At 35.8% G+C, this 26,458-nt stretch carries 29 protein-coding genes, 1 pseudogene and 1 riboswitch; of the genes and pseudogenes, 11 read left to right on the top strand and 19 right to left on the bottom strand.

Annotated features, from left to right (window positions below):
- Nucleotides 1-22 precede the first annotated feature (22 nt).
- Nucleotides 23-310 carry a hypothetical protein gene (locus QSE00_RS11500; protein ID WP_093977174.1) on the bottom strand — a complete coding sequence of 96 codons (288 nt, stop codon included), beginning with the start codon at nucleotides 308-310 and terminating at the stop codon, nucleotides 23-25.
- Between the two features lie 189 nt (nucleotides 311-499).
- On the opposite strand from QSE00_RS11500, the gene QSE00_RS11505 reads away from it, so the two are divergent.
- The gene (locus tag QSE00_RS11505; protein ID WP_286106062.1) at nucleotides 500-1,147 is read left to right on the top strand and encodes an N-acetylmuramoyl-L-alanine amidase family protein; all 648 of its coding nucleotides are present in this window, start codon (nucleotides 500-502) and stop codon (nucleotides 1,145-1,147) included.
- A 404-nt stretch (nucleotides 1,148-1,551) separates the two neighbouring features.
- On the opposite strand, the gene QSE00_RS11510 is transcribed toward QSE00_RS11505, so the two are convergent.
- From QSE00_RS11510 to QSE00_RS11545, 8 genes are all read right to left on the bottom strand, one after another.
- Entirely contained in the window at nucleotides 1,552-2,583 is a 1,032-nt protein-coding gene (locus tag QSE00_RS11510; protein WP_286106063.1) for a porin, read from the bottom strand.
- 11 nt (nucleotides 2,584-2,594) lie between these two features.
- A complete protein-coding gene (locus QSE00_RS11515; protein ID WP_286106064.1) occupies nucleotides 2,595-3,263 on the bottom strand; it encodes a potassium channel family protein in 669 nt (222 codons plus the stop codon).
- 25 nt (nucleotides 3,264-3,288) lie between these two features.
- Nucleotides 3,289-4,848, bottom strand: a complete 1,560-nt coding sequence (locus tag QSE00_RS11520; RefSeq protein ID WP_286106065.1) for a TrkH family potassium uptake protein — start codon at nucleotides 4,846-4,848, stop codon at nucleotides 3,289-3,291.
- Nucleotides 4,849-4,870: 22 nt separating this feature from the next.
- Nucleotides 4,871-5,227 (bottom strand): hypothetical protein, encoded by a 357-nt coding sequence (locus QSE00_RS11525; protein WP_286106066.1) that lies wholly within the window; start codon nucleotides 5,225-5,227, stop codon nucleotides 4,871-4,873.
- A gap of 12 nt (nucleotides 5,228-5,239) precedes the next feature.
- On the bottom strand, nucleotides 5,240-5,395 hold the full coding sequence (locus QSE00_RS11530; protein ID WP_286106067.1) for a hypothetical protein: 156 nt from the start codon (nucleotides 5,393-5,395) through the stop codon (nucleotides 5,240-5,242).
- 93 nt (nucleotides 5,396-5,488) lie between these two features.
- Nucleotides 5,489-6,166, bottom strand: coding sequence for a response regulator (locus QSE00_RS11535; protein WP_286106068.1), 678 nt, complete (start codon nucleotides 6,164-6,166; stop codon nucleotides 5,489-5,491).
- A complete protein-coding gene (locus tag QSE00_RS11540; protein ID WP_286106069.1) occupies nucleotides 6,159-7,241 on the bottom strand; it encodes a sensor histidine kinase in 1,083 nt (360 codons plus the stop codon). The genes QSE00_RS11535 and QSE00_RS11540 overlap by 8 nt, the downstream gene beginning before the upstream one ends.
- 230 nt (nucleotides 7,242-7,471) lie before the next feature.
- Complete coding sequence (locus QSE00_RS11545) at nucleotides 7,472-8,128, bottom strand: metal-dependent transcriptional regulator (RefSeq protein WP_286106070.1); 657 nt, start codon at nucleotides 8,126-8,128, stop codon at nucleotides 7,472-7,474.
- A 115-nt stretch (nucleotides 8,129-8,243) separates the two neighbouring features.
- On the opposite strand from QSE00_RS11545, the gene QSE00_RS11550 reads away from it, so the two are divergent.
- The 4 genes from QSE00_RS11550 to QSE00_RS11565 all read left to right on the top strand — a co-directional run bounded on the left by QSE00_RS11550 (nucleotide 8,244) and on the right by QSE00_RS11565 (nucleotide 12,140).
- Nucleotides 8,244-8,843 (top strand): superoxide dismutase, encoded by a 600-nt coding sequence (locus tag QSE00_RS11550; protein WP_286106071.1) that lies wholly within the window; start codon nucleotides 8,244-8,246, stop codon nucleotides 8,841-8,843.
- Nucleotides 8,844-8,846: 3 nt separating this feature from the next.
- Nucleotides 8,847-9,296 (top strand): tetratricopeptide repeat protein, encoded by a 450-nt coding sequence (locus tag QSE00_RS11555; RefSeq protein ID WP_286106072.1) that lies wholly within the window; start codon nucleotides 8,847-8,849, stop codon nucleotides 9,294-9,296.
- A 63-nt stretch (nucleotides 9,297-9,359) separates the two neighbouring features.
- Nucleotides 9,360-11,669, top strand: coding sequence for a TonB-dependent receptor (locus QSE00_RS11560; protein ID WP_286106073.1), 2,310 nt, complete (start codon nucleotides 9,360-9,362; stop codon nucleotides 11,667-11,669).
- 3 nt (nucleotides 11,670-11,672) lie between these two features.
- The gene (locus tag QSE00_RS11565; RefSeq protein ID WP_286106074.1) at nucleotides 11,673-12,140 is read left to right on the top strand and encodes a thioredoxin family protein; all 468 of its coding nucleotides are present in this window, start codon (nucleotides 11,673-11,675) and stop codon (nucleotides 12,138-12,140) included.
- A gap of 126 nt (nucleotides 12,141-12,266) precedes the next feature.
- Here the strand turns inward: QSE00_RS11565 and QSE00_RS11570 are convergent.
- A pseudogene (locus tag QSE00_RS11570) lies at nucleotides 12,267-12,752 on the bottom strand (ATP-binding protein); the annotation flags it as partial.
- 50 nt (nucleotides 12,753-12,802) lie between these two features.
- A riboswitch (TPP riboswitch) is annotated at nucleotides 12,803-12,895 on the top strand.
- A gap of 78 nt (nucleotides 12,896-12,973) precedes the next feature.
- Between QSE00_RS11570 and thiM the strand changes: the two are divergent.
- From thiM to QSE00_RS11600, 6 genes are all read left to right on the top strand, one after another.
- Complete coding sequence (gene thiM / locus QSE00_RS11575; protein ID WP_286106075.1) at nucleotides 12,974-13,774, top strand: hydroxyethylthiazole kinase; 801 nt, start codon at nucleotides 12,974-12,976, stop codon at nucleotides 13,772-13,774.
- Complete coding sequence (gene thiE, locus QSE00_RS11580) at nucleotides 13,771-14,406, top strand: thiamine phosphate synthase (RefSeq protein ID WP_286106076.1); 636 nt, start codon at nucleotides 13,771-13,773, stop codon at nucleotides 14,404-14,406. Before thiM ends, thiE begins: the two co-directional genes overlap by 4 nt.
- Nucleotides 14,403-15,236, top strand: a complete 834-nt coding sequence (gene thiD / locus QSE00_RS11585) for a bifunctional hydroxymethylpyrimidine kinase/phosphomethylpyrimidine kinase (RefSeq protein ID WP_286106077.1) — start codon at nucleotides 14,403-14,405, stop codon at nucleotides 15,234-15,236. Before thiE ends, thiD begins: the two co-directional genes overlap by 4 nt.
- On the top strand, nucleotides 15,223-15,873 hold the full coding sequence (tenA, locus tag QSE00_RS11590; RefSeq protein ID WP_286106078.1) for a thiaminase II: 651 nt from the start codon (nucleotides 15,223-15,225) through the stop codon (nucleotides 15,871-15,873). The genes thiD and tenA overlap by 14 nt, the downstream gene beginning before the upstream one ends.
- A 110-nt stretch (nucleotides 15,874-15,983) precedes the next feature.
- On the top strand, nucleotides 15,984-16,511 hold the full coding sequence (locus QSE00_RS11595; RefSeq protein WP_286106079.1) for a DinB family protein: 528 nt from the start codon (nucleotides 15,984-15,986) through the stop codon (nucleotides 16,509-16,511).
- Nucleotides 16,478-17,176 carry an HAD family hydrolase gene (locus tag QSE00_RS11600; protein WP_286106080.1) on the top strand — a complete coding sequence of 233 codons (699 nt, stop codon included), beginning with the start codon at nucleotides 16,478-16,480 and terminating at the stop codon, nucleotides 17,174-17,176. The genes QSE00_RS11595 and QSE00_RS11600 overlap by 34 nt, the downstream gene beginning before the upstream one ends.
- 104 nt (nucleotides 17,177-17,280) lie before the next feature.
- Here the strand turns inward: QSE00_RS11600 and QSE00_RS11605 are convergent, their stop codons facing one another.
- The 9 genes from QSE00_RS11605 to QSE00_RS11645 form a co-directional block, all read right to left on the bottom strand.
- Complete coding sequence (locus tag QSE00_RS11605) at nucleotides 17,281-17,943, bottom strand: P-loop NTPase family protein (protein WP_286106081.1); 663 nt, start codon at nucleotides 17,941-17,943, stop codon at nucleotides 17,281-17,283.
- Nucleotides 17,927-18,646 carry a hypothetical protein gene (locus QSE00_RS11610; protein WP_286106082.1) on the bottom strand — a complete coding sequence of 240 codons (720 nt, stop codon included), beginning with the start codon at nucleotides 18,644-18,646 and terminating at the stop codon, nucleotides 17,927-17,929. The genes QSE00_RS11605 and QSE00_RS11610 overlap by 17 nt, the downstream gene beginning before the upstream one ends.
- A 3-nt stretch (nucleotides 18,647-18,649) precedes the next feature.
- Complete coding sequence (locus tag QSE00_RS11615; protein ID WP_286106083.1) at nucleotides 18,650-18,934, bottom strand: helix-turn-helix domain-containing protein; 285 nt, start codon at nucleotides 18,932-18,934, stop codon at nucleotides 18,650-18,652.
- A 276-nt stretch (nucleotides 18,935-19,210) separates the two neighbouring features.
- The gene (locus QSE00_RS11620) at nucleotides 19,211-20,056 is read right to left on the bottom strand and encodes an RteC domain-containing protein (protein WP_286106084.1); all 846 of its coding nucleotides are present in this window, start codon (nucleotides 20,054-20,056) and stop codon (nucleotides 19,211-19,213) included.
- A 117-nt stretch (nucleotides 20,057-20,173) separates the two neighbouring features.
- Complete coding sequence (locus QSE00_RS11625) at nucleotides 20,174-20,935, bottom strand: ABC transporter ATP-binding protein (RefSeq protein WP_286106085.1); 762 nt, start codon at nucleotides 20,933-20,935, stop codon at nucleotides 20,174-20,176.
- A 7-nt stretch (nucleotides 20,936-20,942) separates the two neighbouring features.
- Nucleotides 20,943-21,941 carry a FecCD family ABC transporter permease gene (locus tag QSE00_RS11630; protein ID WP_286106086.1) on the bottom strand — a complete coding sequence of 333 codons (999 nt, stop codon included), beginning with the start codon at nucleotides 21,939-21,941 and terminating at the stop codon, nucleotides 20,943-20,945.
- Nucleotides 21,938-22,816 (bottom strand): ABC transporter substrate-binding protein, encoded by an 879-nt coding sequence (locus QSE00_RS11635; protein ID WP_286106087.1) that lies wholly within the window; start codon nucleotides 22,814-22,816, stop codon nucleotides 21,938-21,940. Before QSE00_RS11635 ends, QSE00_RS11630 begins: the two co-directional genes overlap by 4 nt.
- A complete protein-coding gene (locus QSE00_RS11640) occupies nucleotides 22,803-24,194 on the bottom strand; it encodes an MFS transporter (RefSeq protein WP_286106088.1) in 1,392 nt (463 codons plus the stop codon). The genes QSE00_RS11635 and QSE00_RS11640 overlap by 14 nt, the downstream gene beginning before the upstream one ends.
- 6 nt (nucleotides 24,195-24,200) lie before the next feature.
- A complete protein-coding gene (locus QSE00_RS11645) occupies nucleotides 24,201-26,372 on the bottom strand; it encodes a TonB-dependent siderophore receptor (RefSeq protein WP_286106089.1) in 2,172 nt (723 codons plus the stop codon).
- Between the last annotated feature and the right edge of the window lie 86 nt (nucleotides 26,373-26,458).

Raw genomic sequence — 26,458 nt, forward strand, 5'->3', positions numbered from 1 at the left:
TGCTGTTGCTAATTTTAAAGGCCTATACTACAATAGAGATTAGGTAAGTAAATATTCCAACCACAGCTCCCGCAATAAGCACAAAGACTAGGACACGGGTAATCCCTTTTTTCAGGTCGGCATTCTCACCAAAAAAATGTCCTGCGTTAAAAAGGAAACCGATGAGGAAGATGACCCCTAGAATAATGGGAAAGATGGTTCGTATGGTATCCGAAACATCGTTAACGGAATCTTCGATTCCTCCGATTTGTGCAAATAGGGAAGTGGAAACCAACGAAAGAAAAGTGGCTAAATAGATTGATTTTTTCATAACGGAAAAGTTTAAAATTTTGTTGTGTTTTCGTTATTCGAAATTTACATATATTTGATTATAAATAATTGATAATCAAATAATTATGAATAAAATATTATTTGGTTTTGTTTGAATTCCGTTGGTATTGTTTGGCATCAAATTCTATGAATTTTTGAAGATAGGTTGTTGATAACCCAAAACTTGAGAATGAAAAAAGTGCTCAAAAACGTCAGTTTTGTGATTTTGCTTTTGAAAATGTGCATTATTTTTGGACAGGAAATTGACGCTCAAAAAAGAATCGTGATCGATGTTGGCCACGGTGGAAAAGATACTGGTGCAATTGGCACAAATAGTATTCAAGAAAAGGATATAGTGTTAAGTATTGCCAAAGAGATTATAAGGCTAAATAAAACCCTCTTGAATGACACGTTTTATATGTACTCAACCAGATATAGGGACACTTTGATTTCTTTATTGGACAGAAGCCGATTGGCAGAAAGCTTAACTGCAGATTTATTTGTGCCGTTACATTGCAATTCCTCACATTCTTCCTCAAAAGGAATTGATGTTTACGTGCACCGTACCAATAGTAATGAAGAAAATTTAAAAGAATCAATTGGAATGGGATTATCCATTTTGGAAGAAAGCACCCTAAAATTAGGCTTTAAGAAACGAGGTGTTCAATTTGCAAATTTGCAAGTATTGCGTGAAAATATCCCATACCGGTCTTCAATACTTATTGAAGTGGGCTTTGTTACGAATACGGATGAAGCGGATTACTTTTTAAAGCCTAACAATATAAGAGCAATGGCTTTGGCCATTTTAATAGGATTGTATAACTATTTAAATATTTAATTATGAAAGAAATACTTGTTGAGATTATAAAGAGTTTGAGGAAAATAACCTTCTTTTTCTTCAAGGAAGTTTTTATTGTTTTTAAGTCTATTGTTAAAAAATAAGAGTAATTGCATTTTATTGAATGTCCTTAAAAGTTTCGATTTTCTGTATAAAGCAATAGATTCTCGCACACTTATCAAAATAAAATGTTTGCAAAAGGGTGCTTATACTTTTTTGTCTATCTATCTATTTGTCTGTGTTGGCAAAGAAATACTCTTTTGTAATTTTTGGATCATGTGTCGGCTGAAGTGAATTACAAATGTGTATGGCATTAAGGGGACTATCTGTTTAAGGTTTTAGCAAATTTGATTGCTATTGAAGTTCCGATAGTAAAGTTGTCGGTTGTCATATTGCTTTTGGTTTCAAAAACTTTGTCCTTTACTGTTTAGCCAACGTCCTTCAATTCGGCAAATGATGCTTTGATTTGGTGAATAGTCGATATTTAAGGAAAGTTCTGTGGTTTGGAAACCATTCATTGTTCCTGTTGGAATAATTATCCCTGTCTCATCTTGATAATATTCTGCTCTGATTGCGGTTTTCCAATTGTTATTAATGGTGTATTGTCCAATAATGACTGGACTCAACCAAAAGTCATAAACGGAACTGTTTTTTGTTCTCTGTTGTGTTCCAATGTCAAAACCTGCGATTAAACCAAACTTTTCGGTTATTTGAAATTGACCGTAAACATTATTGAAATATCGCATTCTTCTTGTTGTGTCAGGGTGGTCAATTCCGACAAATGTGCTCCAATTTAAAGTAACTTTTTCAGTTGGGCTGTAATTCACTTGTGTACCAAAAGAGGGTAATGAATTGCCTTCCAATCTTTGAATGCGTTGCCAACCATTAACAATAAATCCTGCTATTTCCCATTTGTCATTTGGGTTGAAAGTCAGTTTTGCTCCTGTTAAAAAATAAGGTGAGTTTTCGGCCAACAAAGAACGTGTCAAAGTCATATTATCCATAGAAATGGCACTTTCAAAACCAATATGGGATGGCAAAACCCCTGCATCTAGCCAAAGGTTATTTTTCTTGTTCAGTGAAATACCAATATTCGCTTCAAAGATGTTTTTCAAAAGGCCTGGTTCTGCTGCATAATTGTCATTGGCATAAGTACCTGTTTGTAGTGCAAAATTGGCTCGGTATTTTGAATGTTCTACATCTAATTTTACAAGACCTAAATTCAAATTAAACTCGTTATGTCGGTTATGGTTGAACAAAAAAGCTTGCCTTTCCGTGCCCTGTGGCTGGTTAAAATCATAAACATAGAAAACATCTGCAAAACCTGAAATATTTAATTGCGGTTTTTGTTGCCAAGTGCTATCCACTTGTGCAGATATGCTTGAACTTGAAAAAATTAGTGCGATGAGTATATTAAACTTCCACATCTGCTCCATCTTCTGTCGTATTAATTTTGCTTCCCAAAAAGATTCGATATTTCTGTTACCTTTTTTCTTTGCGATAGAACTACGACATTATCCAATATTTCTATTTTAGTTCCGCCTTCAGGAACAATTATTTGTTCGTTCCTTTTAATTAAAATGATGCGTGAATCAGATGGTAAAATTCTTTGTTTGTTTAACTCCTTGATTAACTTGTCGGCAATTTTAGAATCTTTTTCTACCTGCATCTCCAACAATTCATAACCATCTCCTAGGTCTAAAAACTCTTTTACATTGGGGCCTTGAATTGCCCTGTATAAATACCTGCCATTCAGTCGGTAAGGACTTTCTACCGTATCCGTGCCTAGTTGTTCAAAAACGGATAAATGCTCTTCATTGTTAACAGAGCATACCAAACGACTAACACCTAATTGTTTGGCCAACAATATGACCAAAGAATTCACAGCATCATCATTAGTGGTTACTATAATGGCATCTGCTTTTTCTGCATTTGCTTCCTTTAGGGCTTCAATACTGGTGGCGTCTGCGTGGATGACCACACAGTCAAAATGAGAAGCAACCCAATCGGCTGTTTCCCTGTTTTTATCTATCACGAATACATCGTGATTGTCTTTTACTGCTGCTTCGATAACGTGTTTTCCAGTTCTTCCTGAACCAATAATAATGATGTGCATAATACTAATTTTTTAGTTTTAAATGTTAAACAATTTTTGGTTGCGTACCATAAAATAGTACTCTTAATAAAATCAGAATGGGTATGATTTCTATTCTTCCCGCCCACATCTGTATGATATAAACACCTTCTAGAATTGGATTCATACTTGGGTCTGTTATACCCGAACTTAATCCCACAGTGCCCTGTGCTGATGCCGACTCAAAGATGGCATCTGCCAATGTAAAATCGCCCGACATAAAATACACCCCGAATAAGGTAGATACAAAAAGCAACAAGATGTAAATAAGAGTGAAAACTCCTGCTCTTGATAATTCCGAATTCATTTCTTCTGGAAGCATTAACTTATTATTAAAGCGTACCGACTTTATGGAATTTTTGGATAAAAACAATTTATTAATATGCCATTTTAATCCTTTTTGTAGTAACAATGCCCTAATGATTTTAATACCACCAACTGTTCCACCCGCAGACCCTCCAACAATCATTGCAAAAGCCACGGTAAACAATACAGATAGGTCGTCCCATCCACCAATATTAGAAGTTTGCCATCCTGTGGTTGAAAGTGCACTCACAAATTGGAATATTCCTTCTCTGAATGGATTTGAAACTAATTCAGAGTTCATTAGGAATAAGGATAAAACCACACCACCAATTATAGATACAATAATCATTGATCGAGTTTGGATATCATTCCATAATTCGCTAATTTTTCCTTGAAATATGAGTCTATAAAAGAATGGAATAGAAAAACCGCCTATAAGCATTGGAAGCAAAAATAATATATCCATTTTGGCAGATTGATACCCTGCAATACTGTCATCTAGTGTACTAAATCCACCTGTAGATTGTCCTGTCATTGCGTGGTTGATGGCATCAAAAATATTTTCAGATAACGGATAGTTTGGTAATATAAAATAGGTGCCAATTGCGATATAAACGAACATAGCAAAGGTTACTATAAAATACACTTTCCAAATTGCCCTTGCTGTTTCTATTACATTAGTCCTCAATTTGGTACCGCTAGCTTCTGAACTGTAAAGTTGAATTACTCCTTGGCCTGGTAAGTGCCTAAAAACTGCAATTGCCATTACTATAAATCCTGCACCTCCAACCCATTGTGAGAAAGAACGATAAAACAAAATAGACTTACCTACTGAAGGCTCATTATATGCCATAGTTAAGCCTGTGGTAGTAAAGGCACTCGTGCTTTCAAAAATACAATGCAATGGATTCCTAAAGTTTAATAAACTTGAAGTATAATCCATTCCAACGGGCACAAACTGTTGCATCACTTCTAATGGCGTAATATGGGCAATGACAAAATAGGGAATTGCACCAAATATCATTATCATTAGCCAACCAATGGCTGCTATGGCCAGCGAGTGCTTTTCTTGAGGTTCTTCAGTTTTTTTAAAAAGTCTATAAATCAAATATCCTATTAATGCAGTAAATGTTCCTGCAATTAGGAAGCCTGTTAAGGAATACCATTCTTGGTAAATGATTGCAAATATGGCTGGCACAAGCATTACGAAGCCTAAAATTATTTGCAGACTGGCTACCTGTTTTATAAAAGTTTTGTACATAGATTTTTATTGAAATTGTTGGTTATAATGATTGATTGGTTGAAGCTTCTTGTTTGAGTTTGGTTAAATGCGTTTGAAGATTAGAAAGCTGAACAATTATTTTATCCATGCTTTCAATGGGAATTTGGATATCTTGATAAAGTTGTTTTGCTAATGTTACTTCGTTCAGATAATCAGATACATTATTTTGAAATTCTACTTGGTTTTGAGCATTTATAAACCATTTCAAACCCTTTTTTACTTCTTCATTACATTGAAAAAGTTGTTTTGCACTTTTAGGATGGTCTTGTTCGTAAAGCCTTGAAAATTCAACTACATCAAAGCAAACTTGAACAATCATATCAGCCATTTTTTTCGAAATTGATAATTCCCTGTTCATCGCATATAAACTTTAGAAATGGAAAAATCGGAAATAGAGATACACAGCAGTTCCTAAAACCACCGTTACAATTGTGGGTGTAATCAAGTGCTTAATTTCCTTATACCAATCGTGAATAGACTCGTAGGGTTTCCCTTCACCTTCATCATAAAAAAAATCCCATTTCATTTCTTTGCATTCTTTTTAATAATACAAAGGTCAGATGAAAGGGATAAGTAAAAAATTAAGGATTGATATGTCCGTATAAAGATTTTATAAAGACTATTGAAAGCGATAACCAACACCGCTTTCTGTGACAATGTGTTGCGGATTGTTGGGGTTTTCTTCAATCTTTTTACGCAGCGTGCCAACAAACACTCGTAAATATTGGGTTTCGGTTTGATAGCTGTAACCCCAAATTTCTTTCAAAAGATATTGATGAGTAAGGACTTTACCTTCATTTTTGGCAAATAAAGCTAATAAATTATACTCCGTAGATGTGAGTTTTATAGCTTCATTATTTCGCTGTACAATTCGGGCTACCAAATCAATCTCAATATCACCACAAGTAATGATTGAGTCGTTCTCGGTATTTTGGCTTCTTCTAATTGCTGAACGAATTCTTGCCAACAGTTCGCCTGTGCGGAAAGGCTTGGTCAAATAGTCGGTTGCTCCGTTGTCTAATGCTGAAATAATATCGGTTTCATTGTCCTGAACCGAAAGGATGATAATAGGTTTGTTATACCATTCGCGTAGTTCCTGTAAAATTTCGTGACCGCTTTTATCAGGTAATCCAATATCGAGTAGAATCAAATCTGGTGGATGACTGGCCGATAAAATTAATCCTTCTTTTCCCGTACTTGCTTGAACAACTTTATAATCATTGCTCTCCAAGTTTATATGAAGTAATTTTCTGATTTGCGGTTCATCATCTATTATTAATATTTCTGCCTTATTCATTTTCCAAATTTGTGTTTTTAGAAAATTCACACGGAATTTTAATTAAAAATCTGGCACCACCTTCCTTTAAATTATCCATTAATACTTTTCCATTCATAGCTTCGGTAAATCCTTTTACTATTGAAAGACCTAAACCAGTTCCACCTGTGGCAGTGTCATTTAAACGATAGAACTTATCAAAAACATATTCAATCTCATTTTTTGGAAATCCTTTACCATTGTCAAATACTTCAATAAAACAATGCGTTAGATTGTGATCGAGTTGAATTGTAATGATTGTATTTGTAGGTGTGTGTTGAAGAGCATTATGTATGAGATTAAAAAGAATTTGTTCCGTAAGACCGTTATCAATTTTCACTAACGGTATATTCTCTTTTGGGGTAAATACAATTTTGTGATGTTGTGCATCTTTTTCATTGTCTTTTATGGCAGAAAAAACAAGCTCGTTCAAATCGCACCAATCAACTTTAGGTTGAATAAAACCAGCTTCAAGCCTGCTCATACTCAAAAGGTTTTCAACTTGTCGGTTTAATCGAAAACTGGCAATTTCAATTTCAGAATAAAGTTCATTGCGATTTTTGTCAGAAAGCTTGGTTTGGTTGTCTTTGATAGTGTCAATGGAACCTATTATTGTAGAAATAGGTGTTCTCAATTCGTGAGAAAGTGAGTTAAGTAAGGTGTTGTATAATTTGATAGCTTTTTCTTTTTCTTCCTGTTCTCTTTCCTTTCGTTCTACTTTTCGGATTTTGTAGGTTAAAACTGCATTTATAGAAGCAATAACGAAATACATTAAAAACATCAATCCATCTTCTGCTGTGCCAATATGTAAAGTGAATGTTGGTGGGATAAAAAAGAAATTCCAAATCAATGCACTTAATAATGCCGATAGCAGTACTGGAAAAATATCAAACAGAATAGCATTTACAGAAACAAATAAAAGTAAAATAAGCGCAACAGCTCTGTATCCAATAATGTCAACGGAGAAAAAACATAGAATAGAAGTCAACACAATAAGCAGAACACTTATTATGTACTGATTTTTATTGCTGTATTTTCTAGTCTTCAGTAATCCCACATTTTTTGTTCAAAGTTAATGATTAAGTTATAAAAATTTTGTAAAGATGTCGGTCAACATGGGATCGAGAAAGCTACTGCTAAAGATTTGAAAGAGAAGGGAATAGAAAAAAATTTCGCATAATGCTACGAATGCGACTTCCGTAACATCCCTCCATTTATTCAGCATTGAGATTAGCTGTAGCTTGGGTTTGAATTTTTTATTGGATTTCAGATTTGTCGAAAAAAAAATCAAACCCCTTCAACCAAAATCCGGTCACAAATGGATTTACCTAACACAACATCTTTATGAGTATCATACGAAACCGTAAAACTTCCATCAAAACTTTCAATATGGGTAATAGTAATTTTAGTGTTGAGCTGAATTGCCTTGTTGTTTAAAAACAGTAAAAAATCTGTTGAGCTATCTCGCAAAGCCTTAACAATTACAGTCGATTTCGCAGGTATTTGCGAAAGCCGTTTATAATTTGGCCTTGTAAAATTTCCATTTCTATCAGGTATGGGAGATCCGTGCGGGTCTGTTGTTGGAAATCCCATCAGTTCATCCATTCGATCAAAAAACTTGTCGGTTTTAATGTGTTCCAACTCTTCAGCAATTTCGTGAACCTCTTCCCAGCCAAAATTCATTATCTGCAACAAAAACATTTCAGACAATCGGTGCTTCCTTATAATTTCAGCAGCGCATTGCTTGCCTTTTTCGGTTATTCTTATAGGCTTATATTTTTTTGAAATTACAATACCTTCCATTTGTAACTTTTTTATCATATCGTTTGCAGTAGGCTTACTTACTTGTAGTTCTTCCCCTAGATCAGATAGCGAGATATCTTCGTTTTTTTGATGTAGATAGAACAAAGCCTTTATATAATTTTCTTTAATATCAGATGCCATAAAATATTTTTCTTCAAAAATATAAATAAATCTCGAATAATTTTGTTAGGTGACTCTAACTTATTATTTTTGCAATTCTAATTATATTTTTGAAAATCTAAAAAATAATGTGTTTATGAACATTTCAAAGGAATTACCAGAACTACCGTATGACAAGAATGCCTTGGCACCCCTTATTACCGAAGAAACATTTGACTATCATCACGGTAAACACCACGCTGCTTACGTTAAAAATTTAAACGAACTTGTTCAAGATACCGAACTTGAGGATAAATCGGTAAGAGAACTCATTTTAGAAGGGCATAAAAAGCAAGACGCAGGACTGTTTAACAATGCTGCACAACATTGGAACCACAGTTTTTTCTGGCATTGTCTTTCTCCAAATGGCGGTGGCAGTCCCAATGGAAGCGTGATGGAACTTATTGAACGCGACTTCCAGAGTTTTGAAAAATTCAAGGAACAATTTTCTACAATGGCTACCAAACTGTTTGGTGCTGGATGGGCGTGGTTGGCACAAAATGAAGCGGGTAAATTGGAACTCATCCCAATGAAAGATGCACATACACCGCTTACCGAATTCAAAAAACCAATTCTTACCCTAGATGTTTGGGAACATGCCTACTACATAGACTATCGTAATGCCCGCCCTAAATTTGTAGAGAATTTTTGGGATATGGTGAACTGGGATTTTGCCAACACAAACCTAAATAAATAGGCGATGTGTGAAACCCGTTTAAAACATATTGCAAACGACTGGAAAGCGAAGACCGAAGCTTCTAACACCTTGTTCAGAAAAGGCGATTATGAACAATCTTTAAATGGATATCGGGATGCACTTGACCGTGCCAAGGTTTTGAACAACTATAAAAAAGAAGCCACTCGATTGAACATTCCATTTGTGCAACTTTTTACCATTTCCTGCAACAATATCGCTTTTACCTATGAAGAAATGCAAATGAAGAAAAAGGGCAGCAAAATGCTAAAAAGGGTCATTTATTTCTTGTTGACGCTGGTTGAGAGTAACATAGTAAATCTAGACGAAATCCAGAGCGAACTGAAAAGGGCAATGCTCAACTACGCAGATTATGCAAAACGAAATGGGTTACAATCAAAAAACATTGCTAATATACGTGAAGATATTGAAGAGCACCTCAAATTTATTGAGTAAGCCCCCATTTTTATATAAAACTAAGCTTTAAATCAACTATTAATAGAACAAAATTTAGAACAAATGAAACATATATTTACCTTACTATCCCTTTTAGCCATAACTACCGCAATGGCCCAAAACCAACAGACCACAATATCGGGTACTGTAACCTCTAAAGGAAACCCTGTTCCTTTTGCAGATGTCTATGTTAAAAATGGTACGAAAGGCACAAGTACAGATGCTGATGGAAATTATAGGTTAGAACTACCAACAGGAAAAATAACGTTGGTAGCACAATCACAAGGATATAAATCTCAAACCAAAATTCTTGAACTTGTAGAAGGTACAGAAATAACTGTAAATTTCAATCTTGATGAGGGCAACGAAAATTTGGACGAGGTTGTGATTACTGGGACACGTACTGCCAAGCGTAGAACAGATTCGCCTGTCATTGTAAACTTAATTGATAGTGAAACCCTACAACAGGTAGTAGCTACAGACCTTGCTGAAGGCCTACGGTTTCAACCTGGACTACGTGTCGAAACAGATTGCCAAACTTGTAATTACACCCAATTAAGAATGAACGGCCTTCAAGGCGGTTACTCGCAAATCCTTATTAATGGCAGACCAATTTTCAGCCCGTTAACAGGTTTATATGGTCTTCAGCAGATTCCTACCAATATGATTGAACGTATCGAAGTGGTACGTGGCGGAGTTTCCGCATTATATGGTTCGAGCGCAATCGGTGGAACGGTAAACGTCATTACAAAAGTCCCAAAACAAAACGGATACAGCGTCAATTACACCTATGAGAGTATTGATGGAGATGCAGAGCAAAGTGTCGTTAATGGAAATGCCACGGTAGTAAGTAAAAATCACAACGCAGGTGCTAATTTTTTTGTAAGCAATAGAAAACGTACTGCCTATGATACCAATGGAGATAATTATTCCGAATTGCCCGAATTAAAGGACAATTCGTTTGGGATGAATGCTTTTTATTTGCCTACTGACAATTCAAAACTGGAAGTCAGTTTTAGTAGTCTCTACGAGTACCGTTATGGTGGGGAAATTGTAGATAAGCCAGCCTACCTCGCACAACAATCTGAAGAGAGAGACCATCACGTTATTTTTGGTAGCTTGGATTATCAAATCAATTTTAATGAGGATAAGAGTTCGCTTATTTTTTACTATGGTGGGCAACGTACCGACCGTGACCATTATACAGGTATTATACCTGATGATACGGATGAACAACAAGATTTTTTCGCAGACCCACCATATGGTATTTCCGATGTAGTTACCCATCAAGGAGGAACACAGTACAATCATAGGTTTGATGAGTTTTTAGGAGGAAGTACCGTTTTTACGGGTGGCACTGAATATGTATATGATGATGTTTTTGATGAGATTACATCCTACAATTATTTAATAGACCAGACCACCAAAAATTTGGGCGTATTCGTTCAAAATGATTGGGACATTACCGAGAATCTTAACTTCCTGTCTGGTTTTCGAGTGGACAAACACAATTTGGTAGATAACGCTATTGTTAGTCCAAGGGCTTCTTTGCTATATAAGTTAAAGGAAACTACTCAATTCCGGTTAGGTTGGGGAACTGGTTTTAGGGCACCGCAAGCTTTTGATACAGATTTACATATTGCCTTTGCAGGAGGTGGAGTTTCAAGGATATCGCTCGCAGACGACCTTGTGGAAGAACGCTCTAACAGTTTCACAGCTTCCGTAAATTATGATAAGGCAACCGAACATTTTATCGCTGGTTTTACATTGGAAGGTTTTTACACCCATCTTAATGATGCATTTTTTCAATTTCCATTGGGCGAGGATGAATTTGGGGAACGTTTTGAAAAAAGAAACGGGAGCGGTGCTACCGTAAAGGGATTAACTATAGAAGCGCGGGCAAACTTTGATTATGTTTTTCAAATTGAAGCAGGATTTTCATTACAGTCTAGTTTATTTGACGACCCTATGGAAAATATTGAAGGGCTTCCAGCAAAAAGAGAATTCTTGAGAACACCCAATGATTATGGCTATGCAACGTTCACTTACACACCCACCAAAAAATTGAGCGCAAGTGCCAATTTGGTTTACACGGGAAAAATGGACATTGCCCATTTTGGTGGCGAGAATACGGGACAACTTGTTGATGAATACGATGTAACCCCTAACTTTACAGAATTAAGTTTGCGTGTGGGATATACGTTTGACATGCCAAGAGTAAGTACGGGATTGGAATTATACGGTGGTGTTAAAAATGTAACCAATAGTTACCAAGATGATTTTGATATTGGTAAAAATCGGGATAGTAATTATGTATATGGTCCAGGCGCACCACGAAGCATATTTGTTGGTCTAAAAATAAATTCGCTATAAGTTTTGAAATATTTTATTGTATTGTTTTTTTTAAGTGTTAGCCAAACCGCTCTTTCGCAAAATGAAGGAGCGGTTCATTGGCTTACATTTGAACAGTTGGAGGATTCATTAAAAGTAAAACCAAAAAAGGTTTTCATAGAATTTTATGCGGATTGGTGTGCACCTTGCTTAAGAATGCAAAAGGAAGTATTTAACGAATCTGAAATTATAAACAAGCTCAACAAAGACTATTTCGCCGTAAAAATGAATGTTGAAACTACCGATACCATTACGTTTGGTAATCAAGTTTTTGTGAATGAGCGTAAAAACCGCAGAAATCCCGTACATCAGATTCCTTTGCTAATGGCACTTCAAAAGAACAAACCTTTTTCCCTGCCCGCTTTGGTTTTTATGGACAAGAATTTTAAGGCAACCGCAAGGTATTTTCAATACTTGAATAAAGAACAGTTTTTCAAAATCATATCAGAATAATTAAAATGAGCAAATAAATGAAACACAACATCAAAACGATAAAAAAAAATTAGCTCTTACTTAACCAGTAAGTTTATGTAAAATGAATCATAGTCAATCTCTTTTTAATAAAATATTTTAATTTTTTTATTTCCTCTTATCCCCTGCTTTTTTGTCAAAAGCAATTAGATTAAATAATTTCCGTATTCTGCTACGAACACGGTTACCGTAGCGCTCCTCCAGTTCTTCGGCATTCAGGTTGGTGGTGGTGTGAGTTTTAATTTTATGCCTAGTTTTCTGGTAAAGTTCATAGCGGGATAACATCACTTCACCCATTACGTTCAGATCCTTCCCACAAAACCGTCCAGGGGGTTCAATACCCAAATCATCAAAACAGAAAAATTTTGTGTTCCCATACTCTTCAGTGGTTTTAAAGCTAAGGTGATTAAAACTAAAAGTCACATTCCTACAGGGTATTATCTCGTAGGGGCGTTATAGTGGCACAATGTAGCGCAACAATTTCATCAGACTGGTCTTTCCGCAGCCTATGGGACCGCAAAGTAAAATTACCTTGTCGATATAAATGCGATAGATCTTGCAATTTTCTTTGACCTTGATAATATAGTGGCATAATTAAACTTTCAATATTCAAAAATTATCTATTACAATAATTTGTATCTTTGTTTTCGCTTTAGGGGTATTCTGAAAAGAATTGAGAGAGTCCCTTTGAACCTGATACGGCTTACACCGACGTAGGGAAAAGCAAAAAAAGACGTCTTTTATAAGAGTTGTTTCTTTCTTTGTTTTCAGTTTTTTCCTAAAGCTATTTTTTATCTCAATATAAATAGATCAAAATGGAAAGAACACTTTGGAAACATATCCGATCGGTAAAAAATCAATCCCCTTTAATACACAATATTACCAACTATGTGGTAATGAACAACACGGCCAATGCATTGCTGGCTGTAGGTGCTTCTCCTGTAATGGCACACGCTAAAGCAGAAATTAAGGATATGATAGGTATTGCTAGTGCAGTAGTGATCAATATTGGCACATTGGACGAATATTGGTCTGAGGCTATGTTGATGGCAGCGGAAACTGCCCATTGGCTAAACAAACCCTGGGTACTTGACCCCGTTGGTGCAGGAGCCACACCTTATAGAAATGAAATCCTCAAAAAACTATTGCAGTACCGTCCCACAGTAATAAGGGGGAATGCATCTGAGATTTTGGCCCTGTCAGGATCGCAAAGCTCTACAACTAAAGGGGTAGATAGCACAGATTCAAGTAATGATGCTATTCAGGCTGCACGTGAGCTAGTGGAACAATATTGCTCTGTTGTTTGTGTTTCAGGCGAAACGGATGTCATTTTAGATAACAAGAAACGAACGGTATCCATAAAGAGCGGTCATCCTCTGATGACCAAAGTAACAGGTTTAGGTTGTTCGGCATCAGCATTGATAGCTGCTTTTGTAGCTATAGTTGAAGATAAAACGGAAGCCACTACCGCTGCAATGGCTTTACTTGGGATAGCGGGAGAACTTTCCGAAAGACAATCTTCAGGCCCGGGCAGTCTGCAAATGAATATATTGGACAAACTTTACAACATAGAGGAAACTGAATTTGACGAACACCTTAAAGTGTCAATGGAATGAAAAACGAATCGACATTCCCTTATAAACTCTATCTGGTCATCTCCCAAGCAGACTGTAAAGGGCAAAATTTTCTTTATGTAGCAGAGCAGGCTATTTTGGGCGGAGTAGATATTATCCAATTAAGGGAAAAGAATGATGCAATGGATACGTATGCCCGTAAGGCATCCCAACTAAAAGAAATAACCGATAAATATCAAATTTCCCTTATCATCAATGACAATCTTGAAGTAGCAAAGAAAGTTGATGCGACAGGTATACACGTTGGGAACAGGGATGTTACTCCTGCCGAGATAAGAAACCAATGGCGTAAAACCAAATATATAGGCTATTCCGTAGAGTATAGTGAACAATTGGACAATCCACAAGTAGCCGTTTCTGATTACCTAGGTATCAGTCCCGTTTTTAGAACTCCTACTAAAATCGATACCGTTACCGAATGGGGACTTGACGGCATTAGAACAATAAGAGATCTTACCGATAAACCATTGGTCGCAATAGGTAATATTCACCTGAATAATATAAAATCGATAATGAATGCAGGTGCAGACTGTGTCGCCGTAGTTTCTGCTATTTGTAGTGCACCCGATCCCCAAAAAGCAGCTTATGAATTAAAAAATGAAATCTTAAAATGAAGACATATAAATACCCATCTGTATTGACTATTGCAGGTTTTGACGGTAGTGGTGGTGCAGGAATCCAAGCAGATATCAAAACTATTTCAGCCTTGGGCTGTTATGCGACATCCGTATTGACAGCATTACCGGTACAAAATACCCAAGGTGTAAAAAATATATTTTCCATTCCTATAAAAGCCGTAGCCGAACAGCTCGAAACCATACTGGAAGATATTGTTCCTGATACCATAAAAATAGGCATGGTACACACCCCGGAACTTGTAGATGTCATTGTACAAAAATTGCAGGACTATAAGCATATCCCTATCGTATTTGACCCTGTAATGGTAGCCACCAGCGGACATCGGCTTATTGAAGAAGAAACAATTAACACTATTATTGAAAAGCTATTGCCCATTGCAGATATCATCACGCCCAATATGGACGAAGCGGCTATTCTTTCAAAAACTAAAGTAGAGACTTTAAAAGATATGCAGTTGGTGGGCGAGCATATAAAAGAATTAAGGTGTAAAAATATCTTGTTGAAAGGAGGCCATCAGAAAACAGAGATCATTACTTCGCTGCTGTTAGACGAATCAAATACCTATCATTCTTTTGAATTCAATAAAATTGAAACCAATAACACCCACGGTTCTGGTTGTACGCTATCTTCCGCCATAGCCTCATTTCTAGCAATGGGAAAAAGTATGTACGAAGCGGTGGAGCTTGGACAGCAATATGTATATAATGCTATTAAATACGGTGCAGATACAAAAACAGGAGAGGGAAATGGCCCCTTAAATCACTTTTTTAACCCTCAAAAACTTATTAAAAATGAAATGGTCTGAAAAAACTTGGAAATCTATTGACGGAATATATAAATCTATTCTCAATATGCCTTTTATCGAAGAACTATCAAATGGCAGTCTTGCAATGAATAAATTTCAGTTTTATATGTTACAGGATTCTTTATATCTAGAGCATTTTGGAAGAGCCCTTGCCTTGATTGGAGCCAAAGCTTATCATATTGACGATACCTTAGCCTATATACGATTTGCAGAAAATGCCCTTGTGGTGGAAAACGCTTTGCACGAATCTTATTTTAAGGATTTTGGGGTGTCGGATAAAGGGATCATTCAGCCAGTCTGCCATCACTATACACACTTTTTGAGAAGTACAGCAGCATTCGAACCTTATGAGGTTGCTATGGCCGCAACGTTACCTTGTTTTTGGATATATAAAAACGTAGGAGAATATATAATTGCCAATCACCAATCTTCCAATAATCCTTTTGAGAAGTGGATTGCAACTTATGGAGGTGAAGATTTTACTGAAGCCGTAAAAAATGCAATAAACTTATGCGATAAAGCAGCCCAAAGCAGCACACCCGCTATAAGAGAAAAGATGACTGAAGCCTTTATTACGGCATCACGTATGGAATACCAGTTTTGGGATGCCGCTTATAAAATGAAAAAATGGAACTAACACTAAAGAATAAACCCTTTTGGGTTTTACCCTTAAAATAAAATAGTCATTGGCTGTAATAAGGATTTAGAACAGTTACCTAGGAAATAGTAACGTGAAATAAAAAAGGAATGATGGAATTTAAACTAGATCAATCAATTGAAATCTTAAAAACAACGCCATTTGTCATAGAATCATACTTGTCAAGCCTTTCAAAAGGTTGGATAAATAATAATGAAGGGGAAGGCACTTGGAGTCCGTATGATATTCTTGGGCATTTGATTTTTGGTGAAAAATCAGATTGGATGACACGTATCAAAATAATTTTAAGTGATTCTGATAACAAGCTGTTTCAACCATTTGATAGATTTGCACAATTAAAGGAAGACCAAAACAAACCAATTGAAGCTATGATTCAAGAATTCAAAGATTTGAGAAAGAAGAACATTGAAAAATTAACTTCCCTAAATAACCAAGAAAAAAATTTAAGTCGTGTCGGAATCCATCCAGAGTTTGGTGAAGTGACACTTCAACAATTGTTGGCTACCTGGACAGTGCACGATTTAGGCCATATAGCACAAATATCACGAGTAATGGCAAAACAGTATTCCAAAGAAGTTGGGCCTTGGATGGAATACTTAAGTATTTTGAAAAAATAACAAAAATGTTTATAAAAGATAAGAAGGCGGTAATTTTTGATATGGACGGGGTGATAATCGATACGGAATTGATATGGAAACAGGCCGAAAAGGAAGTTTTTTCTTCTTTAGGGGCAAAAGTAATCGAAGAATATTCCAAAGAAACCCAATCAATGACAACCTCCGAGGTAACTCAATTTTGGTATAAAAAGTTTTCTTGGAGCAATATAGGCTTAAGAGAAGTGGAGCAGATGGTTGTGTCAAGAGTGGTTGAACTAATTGAATCAGAAGAGTGTTTAATAGATAGAGTGAAAATTTTTATTGAAAGATTAAAATCTAAAAATTATAAAATTGGATTGGCAACAAATTCTCCATTTGCAATTACTCCTCAAGTTTTGAAAAGGTTAGATGTAGCTCATTTATTCGATACTGTTTCTTCGGCAGAATTTGAAGAAAGAGGAAAGCCAGATCCAGCAATTTATTATACAACAGCCAAGAAGTTAGGCGTGGATCCTAAAGATTGTTTGGTGATTGAAGATTCATATTCAGGAATGTTGGCAGCAAAGAAAGCGGGAATGACAGTTGCATCTTTTACAAAAGGAAATAAGAAATCACACTTTGACATTGCCGATTATAGAATTGATAGTTTTGAATATGACAGAATAGTTTTAGTAAAAGTGAATTAAAACCTGCAGCTAACAAAGATGTGTATAAGCAATAGCTGGTTTAGTACTAAATCAAAGGTTTGTGCATATTATTAAGCGATTTTATAAATCTTTAAGAATTTAACCTACTTCCTCTTATCCCCAGATCGCTCATCAAAAGCAATCAAATTAAAAAGCTCACGCATCCGACTACGAACACGGTTTCCGTAGCGTTCTTCTAATTCCTCCGCATTTAGATTGGTGGTGGCGTGAGTTTTAATTTTATGCTTGGTCTGCTGGTAAAGTTCATAGCGGGATAACAACACTTCACCCATTACGTTCAGATCTTTACCATAAAACCGTCCAGGGGGTTCAATGCCCAAATCATCAAAACAGAAAAATTTGGTGTTGCCATATTCTTCAATGGTTTTAAAACCAAGATGATTAAAGCTAAAAGTGACATTCCTGCAAGGGATCATCTCATATGGACGTTGCAAGGGAACGATGTGGCGTAACAATTTCATCAAACTGGTCTTACCGCACCCTACGGGCCCAGAAAGTAAAATGCCTTTTTCAATATCGATCTCAAATTTTTGGCAGTTTTCCTTGTCCTTGATGAAGTAGGAACAGAGTTTCAGTAAAATATCCTTGTCCTCATCGTAAATTTTAAATTTCTGCCCAAAAAGCAGCTTGCCTTTTGCATTCAGGTAGGTCAGGATTTTCGGGAAATCGTAAAGCACACATTTCCCGTCAAACTTGCCCAGCGAGTATTCCACGCCACCTTCGATTATTTTAGAGGGGTTGTCCATAATCCTTGGTTTTAGTAGTTCGCAGGTTGTCCTTTATTTGGGACGCTTCTTTTTTGTTTGGTTTGTTTTCCTGGTCAAACAATTCGGTTCTATCCATCCAGTTGATGGCCAAGGCTTGCCAATCCCGAATCGCTTTTCCGTCACTCGTTTTCCAATCGTTGGCTTCGTAATGGTTGAAGAATTTTTTTCCTTCATCAGCATCAAACCCTTTTTTATTGAAAAAAATAAGAACAGCCTGCCTGCCCTTTGGCTGTTTAGTATTGTTTACTTGTTTGGTATTGTTTATAGTAGATACCAATGCTTGTCCATTAATGGGACGGTGTTGGTACACTACTGGTTCACGTATGGGATGGTACTGTTCCGCAAGTTGTTCCAATATGGGATTGTACTGTCCCGTAACCGGTTCATCACTTGTCCCAATAATGGACATCTTAATTTTACTGCCTTTGTATGGGTTATTGGAGGGGAAATAGGAGAGGTAGTTCCAAGCATCCAACTCGGTCACACATCTGTGGTAGGTAGATTTTGAACCGATTTTTGCCACACGCATAAGGTCGCGACGATTCACGTAAAATTCATCGGCAAAACGGCTGCTGTTCCATTCTTGGAACAATGCCATATACAGGCTGATATGGGTGGGATTCAGGCGGTCGTCAAAATAGAACCTTTCAAAAGCCGCATTTAGTAGCTTTATGTAGTTCATAGCCTATAAATCTAATCCGTGTTGTACACGGTTTGCATCCATTACGTTTTGAATTTCCGCTGCATCGTAATAAATGATCCCGCCTACCTTTGTATAGGGAAGTGTCCCATTGATCCGTAGGTTTTGTAATGTGCCTGGACTTACTTGGAGCAAGTCCATAACTTCCGAAGATTTAAGGTATTTCTTAGTGTTTCCGGAAGCTTGCTTGGTGAGAAGTTTTTTGATGTCATCGAGCAATTCCATTTTGAATTCCCGAAGATCGTCTGTAGTAATAATTGCTGTTGGCATAATAGAACGGTTTTAATGGAAGGGGCTATCGCACCGCTGTCAACTAATTTGATAGCCCCTGACCTGATTTGACTTTCGTTCTACAAATTTGAAGTGGATTATTGAGTTTTATTCACAAGATATATACAAGTTGGGTATTTTTGTTGCTCATTTTCAATGATTTAAATTGTGTTAGAATAGTTGATGATGAAGTTTTAAGGAACACGATTTCTAAACAATTAAAATGATCTAAGCTAAATCACAACTTTAACCCAAGTTGTGATTTAGCTGTTATTCCTATTCGTCGGCATCCTGCATCCGTTTCAAAAGACTTGACCTCATTCTATCCAAAAACTTGGTAGGTTCAATTTTTCTAGCCCTTATCTCAAGAAATTTTCTATAATAATTCCCTAAGTCCAAATCGAAGATCTGTTCACATGCCATTGCCATATCCTTGATTCCAGCTTTGCCTCCTTTGATTGCTCCAGATGCTTGTAGGGCATAAATTAACTCAATCAGATCGATCTTATTAGCTGTCCAACCAAAATCTAAACTCTTAAAACCTCTTTTGACCAGATTATTATTTTTATGATGCTCTAATTTATTTAATTCATCTTGATAATACGCCAATAACAAATCATAGGCAATTATTTTTGCGACTGCATTATCGTGACTGGTACTAAATTCGGCATCGGTGTAGAAATGGGAAGTGTCTGAAATCAATCCTATATTATCGTTACCTCTTAGGAAGTAAAACTCATCTAACGTTGTTGAGTTTTGACGATAATATCTTATAAAATTAATATTTTCCGTGTAGTAATTTTGAAGCTTTTTGATTTCTTCCCCTATAATTTTTTTCTTGTATTTGCTTGATCCTTTAGGTCTTATTAGAAGATATTTGTATAATTTCACATAAAATTTAAGATTGCCATAAAGTATTGGCTTCTGTTTCTTAAAGAATAATATTTCATTTTCTTTGTTTGAAAATTCCTCTTCTCGAATTATGATTCTTAATTTCTGAAGATACTTTCTGGATATTTTTATACCTTCTTCAATATTATGAAAATCTTCAAGATCGGAATCTTCTACCGAACTAATTTTTATTTTATAGGATTTAAGTATGTCCGTTATTTTCTTCTTCATTCAAAAATATCTTGTTTTATTCTATTTATTCAGATGAAAGTTTGAAAACAGAAGGTTTTCATCAAATGCTCAAACTTTTTTCTTTATATACCTCGACAACTCGTTCTCGAGGATTATTTATATTTCTGAAAAAAGTATGGCGACCTTATTTTGGACATCACTTTGAAATAAGCTAATATTAACATCAAATAACTGTTTGATTGTTTGAGTATTAATGACTTCCGCCGGTGTCCCTTTTTTTAATAGCTCTCCTTTTTCCAAGGCTATGATATGATCGCAATGATTATAGGCAAGCGACATATCGTGAATACTCATTATTATTGTAATAGGCAGCTTTTTAAGTTGTTTAAAAAGCTGGAGTTGATGTTTGATATCCATATGATTGGTTGGTTCATCCAAAATCAAACACCTAGGTTGCTGTGCCAAAGCACGGGCAATAACAACCCTTTGTTTTTCTCCTCCTGATAAGTCGGATATCTTTCTATATAGATAATCATGCATGTTCATGATGCCTAAAGAATTTTCAACAATCTCATAATCCTCACTGTTTATTCTTTCGTACTTTTTTTTATGGGGATATCTTCCCATCATAACAAATTCCTTAACATAAAAATCCAAATCCGTTTTATTAAACTGTCCCACCACGGCAACCTGGCGGGCTAGTTCTTTATGGGATAAGGAAGTAATATTGTATTCATTGATATAGATTTTCCCTGAAGAGGGTTTAAGAATTTTATATAAACTTTTGATCAAAGTTGATTTACCACTTCCATTAGAGCCAATGATACCTACAAATTGTCCTGCCGAAACTTTAAAGGAAATATTTTTGAGAATCTCTTTTTTTTCAATTTCAACAGTAAGATTATCTATATAAATCATAATCGTATTATTTTCTTTTGATGAATATGAATAGAAAAACCGGGGCTCCTATTAACGAGGTGATAATGCCTATTGGAATTTCTTGATTGTTTAAAATACTGCGGGACAGTGTATCTACAAATAGCATGAATATGCTTCCACTTAAGAGTATTATCGGTAAAATATTACTGTTGGAAGTTTTACAGGCCATACGAACAGAATGGGGAACTATGAGCCCCACAAAACCTATAATACCACATTGTGAGACGATTACTCCCGTAAGAAAGGTAACAGCAAGAATGTATACGTTTCTTCTTTTTCTAACATTGACTCCTAGACTGGCAGCTGCTTCATCCCCTAAGCTGATCAAGTTCAGGGATCGGTACTGCGTTAAAAAGAAAACTATGGCTCCTAGCGTAGATATGGCTACCAAGAATACTTGAATCCAGGAAATATTGGAAAGGCTTCCCATGGTCCAAAAAGTAATATTTCTTATACTTTCAGCATCCTTGGCTAAATACATCATCAAGTTGGTTAAAGCAACACATAATGAGTTGGCGATGACTCCTGACAAGATTATTCTTTCCGTTGTGGGATTACCTCTATAGTTGGAAGTGAACATTACTAACACCATAGTTACCAAAGAGCCTAGAAAAGCAAATAGCGCAATAACAAAGTTGTTTCCGATAATGCTTCCTAAGGAAATGTTGAGAACGATGGCTAGCGAAGCACCTAAAGAAGCCCCTGATGATATTCCTAATACATAAGGGTCGGCAAGGGGGTTTTGAATAGCGGCCTGCATAATATAACCGCATAAAGCTAAACCTGCTCCCGATAAGACGGCAAAGAGTAATCTAGGTAAACGTAGATTTACAATTACGTCTGTAATTAAGTTATCACTATTTTGATCCCATACAGAGTTTAATATTTGTATAAATGAAATATCGATCTGTCCTATCCCTAAAGATACCGTAAGAAATAGTATTAGTGCTGTAACTAATATTAATATAGTATGTGTTCTTTTCAATTTTTGAGGAAATTAGATGTTAAGCTATAAATGGCTTCCATATCAGTAGTGCCTCTAATTGCTTGGGTATAGTCTGCTTCAATAATCTGTTTGTTTTTTATTGCTTTTAAATGTCTTAAATGTGGATTTTTCATTATTTGCTGAATAATGTTCTCACCTTCTCGCTTTCTAAATCGGGTAACTATTATTTTGTCTGGATTTAATTTTATGATTGTTTCTAATGGGATGATAAAGTAATGGTCACCAAGGTTTATATATTCTCCGCCACAGATAGTAACAATTTCATCAAGCAAACACATAGAAGGGGGATAATAATAGAATTGGTCTGGTATCCCTGTATAAGATAGGTGTAAGGCTTTTTGAGTTGATATATTTTTTATTTGGGTATATTTTTTTTCGATTTTTTTAAGGTTGGTAATAATAGCGTCTGACTTGTGTTTGATGTTTAATGTTCTCCCTACCAGATCTAAATCTTTATAGTAATTACTAAGGTTTTTATCTGAATTATAATTATCTACAATACAGGTTTTGACCCCTCTTTTTTTCCAGAACTTCTCATTGCCTATCCGTTGATGTTTAAACGCAGATTCTAAAGCAATTATAGCATCTGGTTTAAGGGATAAAACACTTTCTTTATTTGGCCACCCTTTAGATAGTGCGGGTATACCTATGTTTTGCTTTAATATTTCTTCATTATCTATATAGGCTACGCCTACTATTTTTTCTTGCACCCCTAAATCCAATAACATATCTAATGGATTTTGACCAAGCACCAAAATCTTGTTATATTTTTCTCGAATAGGCCTATCAATGTTTTGAGTACAAGAAAATATTACGAAGAATAGCAATATGGTAGTTAATTTATAATTCTTCATTCTTTTTAATAATTGGAAGTGCAACAAAAAAAGCAACAACAAGCAAAGCAACCACTACAAGTATTGAATATTGGAAGGAGGTTTCATAGCTGTAGGATTTCCGCAAGGAAAAAAAGATACTCCCAATAGCTGCTACACCAATAGCAGACCCTATTTGTAAGGCACAATTAATTACTCCTGAAGCCAAACCCGAGAATTTGGCGGGAATTCCTTTTAAAGAAATACGAACTATTGAAGCCAGTGTTGTTCCCATACCTGCACCGGCTATAAACAACCCGCATGTAAACAATAAAGAGCTTGGATTGGATATTGAAATCGGAAGGATCAATACTACAAAACCTAATGCGTAAAGTGCAATGCCTGTATTTAGTATATAGTCACCAATCCTTCTTACCACTAGAGGTGAGATCAACGAGAAAATTAGAAAACCTATTCCGAAAGGTATAATTGCAGCTCCCGTATTTTGTGGTGTCCAGTTTTGTCCTTCTTGTAAATAAAGGGCTAATATCAAAAAAAAGACACCACTATTGTAGTAAAGAAACGCCACAATACTTCCAAACGATAAGTTTTTATACTTAAATAAGGTTATATCTATAAGTGGTGATTTACCTTTTACCTTTAGTGCTTTTTCATGTTTAATAAACCAGATTGAAAAAAGTATGCTGCTAACTAACATTGCTATTACAGAAAATGAAAAGCCATTTTCTCCTAAAAGTGTAAGTGGATATACTATTAAGGTTAAAGAAAACGAAAGAAGAACCATTCCCAATATATCAATATATTCTTTAGATTGTTTTTCGTTTTTTGGCAAGAAAAATATAGCTCCTACCCATGCTATCAACCCGATTGGTATATTAATCAAGAATATAATACGCCATCCTAAACCTCCTATATTATGAGCAATCAATATGCCGCCCAGGTATTGTCCTAAAACTGCCGCAATACCAAATACGAAACTATAAAGCGCCATTACCTTGGTCTTTTCTTTATCGCTAAAGGTTGTATGGATGATGGATAGTATCTGAGGAGCTAGTAAAGCTCCCGAAATACCTTGCATAATCCGTCCTGTAATAATGACGGAAGGGGAATATGCAAATCCACAGATAGCGGATGAAATGACAAAACCCATCAAACCAATTAAAAACAGGTATTTTTTTCCAAACAAGTCACCTAATCTACCTCCTGTTATCTGAAAAACGGCATAAGCACATGTGTATAGAGAAATAATCATTTGTAAATGCCCCTCTGTAGTGTTCAATTCTTTTTGAATAGGCGTTAGAGCTAAATTGACAATATAAAAGTCTAAAGGAGATAATATTGCTGCTATTAATAGTATCGCTAACAGAAGTCCTTTTTGAAACGCTGTAGTTCTTTCCATGTTATGTTAAAAATTATAGGTAAGATTGAGCCTAATATTCCTTGGGGCTTCAGGCCTCCAGTAGTACCAACCACTGGAATGATGCGCACCATTGTAAAGGCTTTTATTTAAAAGATTATTTATATTCATGGCTATACGTACTTTTGGAGTGCTCCAGGAAATAGCACCATCCATACGAAAGTAATCTGGTAAGTTTTCACCTTTAAAATCTCCATTCCACCAGGTTTTTCTATCAATCATATACATCGTACCTGCAGACACGCTAATTTTTTTAAAAATCCCGCTGGGAAACTGATAGTTTAACCATGTGTTTATGTTGTGTTTGGCATATCCAGGGAGGTAAGTACCCTTTTCGTATTGTGTGGTAGATTTTGTGATAACCGATTCGGTAAAAGCATAATTAGCTATGGCATTAAGGCCCGTTAAGAGTTCTCCTTTTAGATCAAATTCAATTCCTTGAGTTTTAGTCTGACCAAACTGTAACACATAGTTCTCTCCGCCAATATTATCAGGATCATCAGATACTTGATCGTTTTTTATAATCCTGTAAAGGGATAATGTAGTGTTCCACTTTTTATTGGACCAATCTTTTTTAGCCCCTAGCTCAAGATTGTTCCCCGTTAAAGGTTTTATTTTACCCCCTTTTCGGAGTTTTCCTGTTTGAGGAATAAAGGATTGGTCATACAAGGCATAAAGGTTGGTGTTGTCGGTAATCGCGTAGTTTAGTCCAAGTCTAGGTGTTACTTTTTTATGTTCAGAAATAGCTCCATAATTATTATTTTTTAGGTAGGTGTACCTGCCAGCGATAGTGATGTTTAATTTTTCCTTTAAAAAAGAGACCCTATCCTGTAAATAAATAGAAGTAAGATGAGATTCTAAAAGAAAGTCAGTTCCCACTCGTTCCTTGATATTGATGCTCCTGTCAAATTCACCAACACCAAAATAAGGTTTTTGATAAGCTATGTTGTTTATGTTATAGGTCCCGATACTGTCCATTATATGATATTGATTAAAATCGGCCACATAACTTTTAGTGTTGTAATCTACACCTCCTAGTATTTTATGTTCTAATTTTCCTGTTTTAAAACGACCATTTACATATGCCTGCCCAAAAGACATTTCGTTTTTAGCATCCCATATGTATCGAATTCTTTGTAAGGAACCCTCTTTATCAATATTATTTATCCAGATAAATGAACCTTTCTGGTCATAATCAAAATAGGATAATTGTGTAGTGATCTTCCAATCATTATTTATTCTATGGTTTAGACTAGCTGTAATGTTTTGGTCTTTTACAATAGTAGCTTCTATACCGGGATCGGATAGTGTTTGAGTTTTTGAAACTGTACCGTACCCTGTTTTGGAAAACAAATAACTGGTTCCTAAATCGGGTAATTGGGCGTATTGTGCAATATATTCTAGCGTTAATGAAGTTTCTTCGTTAAGGTTGTATTGAATTACTGGGGCAAGGCTATATCTTTTGGTGTTTTCGTATTCTCTAAATGAATTACTGTTTTGAGTTGAAAGATTGAGTCTGTATAGAAGTGATCGATCTTTATGGAATACCCCATCCAGATCTATAGATGCCTTGTATAGATCGTAGCTACCCATACCTAACGAAACAGCACCCTTACTATATCCAGAAGGTTGTTTAGTTACAATGTTATACATGCCACTTGGCTCACCTCCAGAGAACATAAATCCTGCAGGTCCTTTTGCAAATTCAATACGGTCGACAAAACTCATATCTTCTGATAATAATCCGTATTTCCAAGTGGTATTCATTCCGTTTCTTAAAGCCGAAGCTCTTGCTCCTCTCATGGTTATATAAGTGTATAAGTCACCCCATTCTTCAATCCTAGTTGCCCCACTCACGTTTCGAGCAACGGCATCGGACATCGTATATATTTGCTGGTCTGAGATAAGTTTCGTGTTTAAGATTTGGATGTTCTGCGGTATTTTTTTCAAGGGTTCATCAATACGTAAAGAGCTGGAAACCCGATTGGTTTTATAACCATTTTTTTGCCCGATAATAAATACTTCACTAAGTATTAGTGGTTTGTCTGATAGAGTGTCTTTTTCAATGACCTCTTTGTTTTGCGCGCTCCCTATATAGGAGAGTATTAGTAGAGTGATTAATAGTATTTTATTAATCATTTTATAGTTATTTGTATTCATTCTAAATAATTTTTACTTTTGTGCAAAGTTGCCAGTTAAGGACTAAAGTCCCGATACGTGAATAGAAGCATTAATTACGCAAACGG

Origin of the sequence: Arenibacter flavimaris (genome assembly GCF_030291335.1) — a bacterium.
In the GTDB taxonomy this organism is placed as follows: Bacteria; Bacteroidota; Bacteroidia; order Flavobacteriales; family Flavobacteriaceae; genus Arenibacter.

Coding starts and splice junctions, on each gene's coding strand:
- QSE00_RS11500 (WP_093977174.1), bottom strand. CDS start 310: ATGAAAAAATCAATCTATTTAGCCACTTTTCTTTCGTTGGTTTCCACT.
- QSE00_RS11505 (WP_286106062.1), top strand. CDS start 500: ATGAAAAAAGTGCTCAAAAACGTCAGTTTTGTGATTTTGCTTTTGAAA.
- QSE00_RS11510 (WP_286106063.1), bottom strand. CDS start 2,583: ATGGAGCAGATGTGGAAGTTTAATATACTCATCGCACTAATTTTTTCA.
- QSE00_RS11515 (WP_286106064.1), bottom strand. CDS start 3,263: ATGCACATCATTATTATTGGTTCAGGAAGAACTGGAAAACACGTTATC.
- QSE00_RS11520 (WP_286106065.1), bottom strand. CDS start 4,848: ATGTACAAAACTTTTATAAAACAGGTAGCCAGTCTGCAAATAATTTTA.
- QSE00_RS11525 (WP_286106066.1), bottom strand. CDS start 5,227: ATGAACAGGGAATTATCAATTTCGAAAAAAATGGCTGATATGATTGTT.
- QSE00_RS11530 (WP_286106067.1), bottom strand. CDS start 5,395: ATGAAATGGGATTTTTTTTATGATGAAGGTGAAGGGAAACCCTACGAG.
- QSE00_RS11535 (WP_286106068.1), bottom strand. CDS start 6,166: ATGAATAAGGCAGAAATATTAATAATAGATGATGAACCGCAAATCAGA.
- QSE00_RS11545 (WP_286106070.1), bottom strand. CDS start 8,128: ATGGCATCTGATATTAAAGAAAATTATATAAAGGCTTTGTTCTATCTA.
- QSE00_RS11550 (WP_286106071.1), top strand. CDS start 8,244: ATGAACATTTCAAAGGAATTACCAGAACTACCGTATGACAAGAATGCC.
- QSE00_RS11555 (WP_286106072.1), top strand. CDS start 8,847: ATGTGTGAAACCCGTTTAAAACATATTGCAAACGACTGGAAAGCGAAG.
- QSE00_RS11560 (WP_286106073.1), top strand. CDS start 9,360: ATGAAACATATATTTACCTTACTATCCCTTTTAGCCATAACTACCGCA.
- thiM (WP_286106075.1), top strand. CDS start 12,974: ATGGAAAGAACACTTTGGAAACATATCCGATCGGTAAAAAATCAATCC.
- thiE (WP_286106076.1), top strand. CDS start 13,771: ATGAAAAACGAATCGACATTCCCTTATAAACTCTATCTGGTCATCTCC.
- thiD (WP_286106077.1), top strand. CDS start 14,403: ATGAAGACATATAAATACCCATCTGTATTGACTATTGCAGGTTTTGAC.
- tenA (WP_286106078.1), top strand. CDS start 15,223: ATGAAATGGTCTGAAAAAACTTGGAAATCTATTGACGGAATATATAAA.
- QSE00_RS11595 (WP_286106079.1), top strand. CDS start 15,984: ATGATGGAATTTAAACTAGATCAATCAATTGAAATCTTAAAAACAACG.
- QSE00_RS11605 (WP_286106081.1), bottom strand. CDS start 17,943: ATGGACAACCCCTCTAAAATAATCGAAGGTGGCGTGGAATACTCGCTG.
- QSE00_RS11610 (WP_286106082.1), bottom strand. CDS start 18,646: ATGAACTACATAAAGCTACTAAATGCGGCTTTTGAAAGGTTCTATTTT.
- QSE00_RS11615 (WP_286106083.1), bottom strand. CDS start 18,934: ATGCCAACAGCAATTATTACTACAGACGATCTTCGGGAATTCAAAATG.
- QSE00_RS11620 (WP_286106084.1), bottom strand. CDS start 20,056: ATGAAGAAGAAAATAACGGACATACTTAAATCCTATAAAATAAAAATT.
- QSE00_RS11625 (WP_286106085.1), bottom strand. CDS start 20,935: ATGATTTATATAGATAATCTTACTGTTGAAATTGAAAAAAAAGAGATT.
- QSE00_RS11635 (WP_286106087.1), bottom strand. CDS start 22,816: ATGAAGAATTATAAATTAACTACCATATTGCTATTCTTCGTAATATTT.
- QSE00_RS11640 (WP_286106088.1), bottom strand. CDS start 24,194: ATGGAAAGAACTACAGCGTTTCAAAAAGGACTTCTGTTAGCGATACTA.
- QSE00_RS11645 (WP_286106089.1), bottom strand. CDS start 26,372: ATGAATACAAATAACTATAAAATGATTAATAAAATACTATTAATCACT.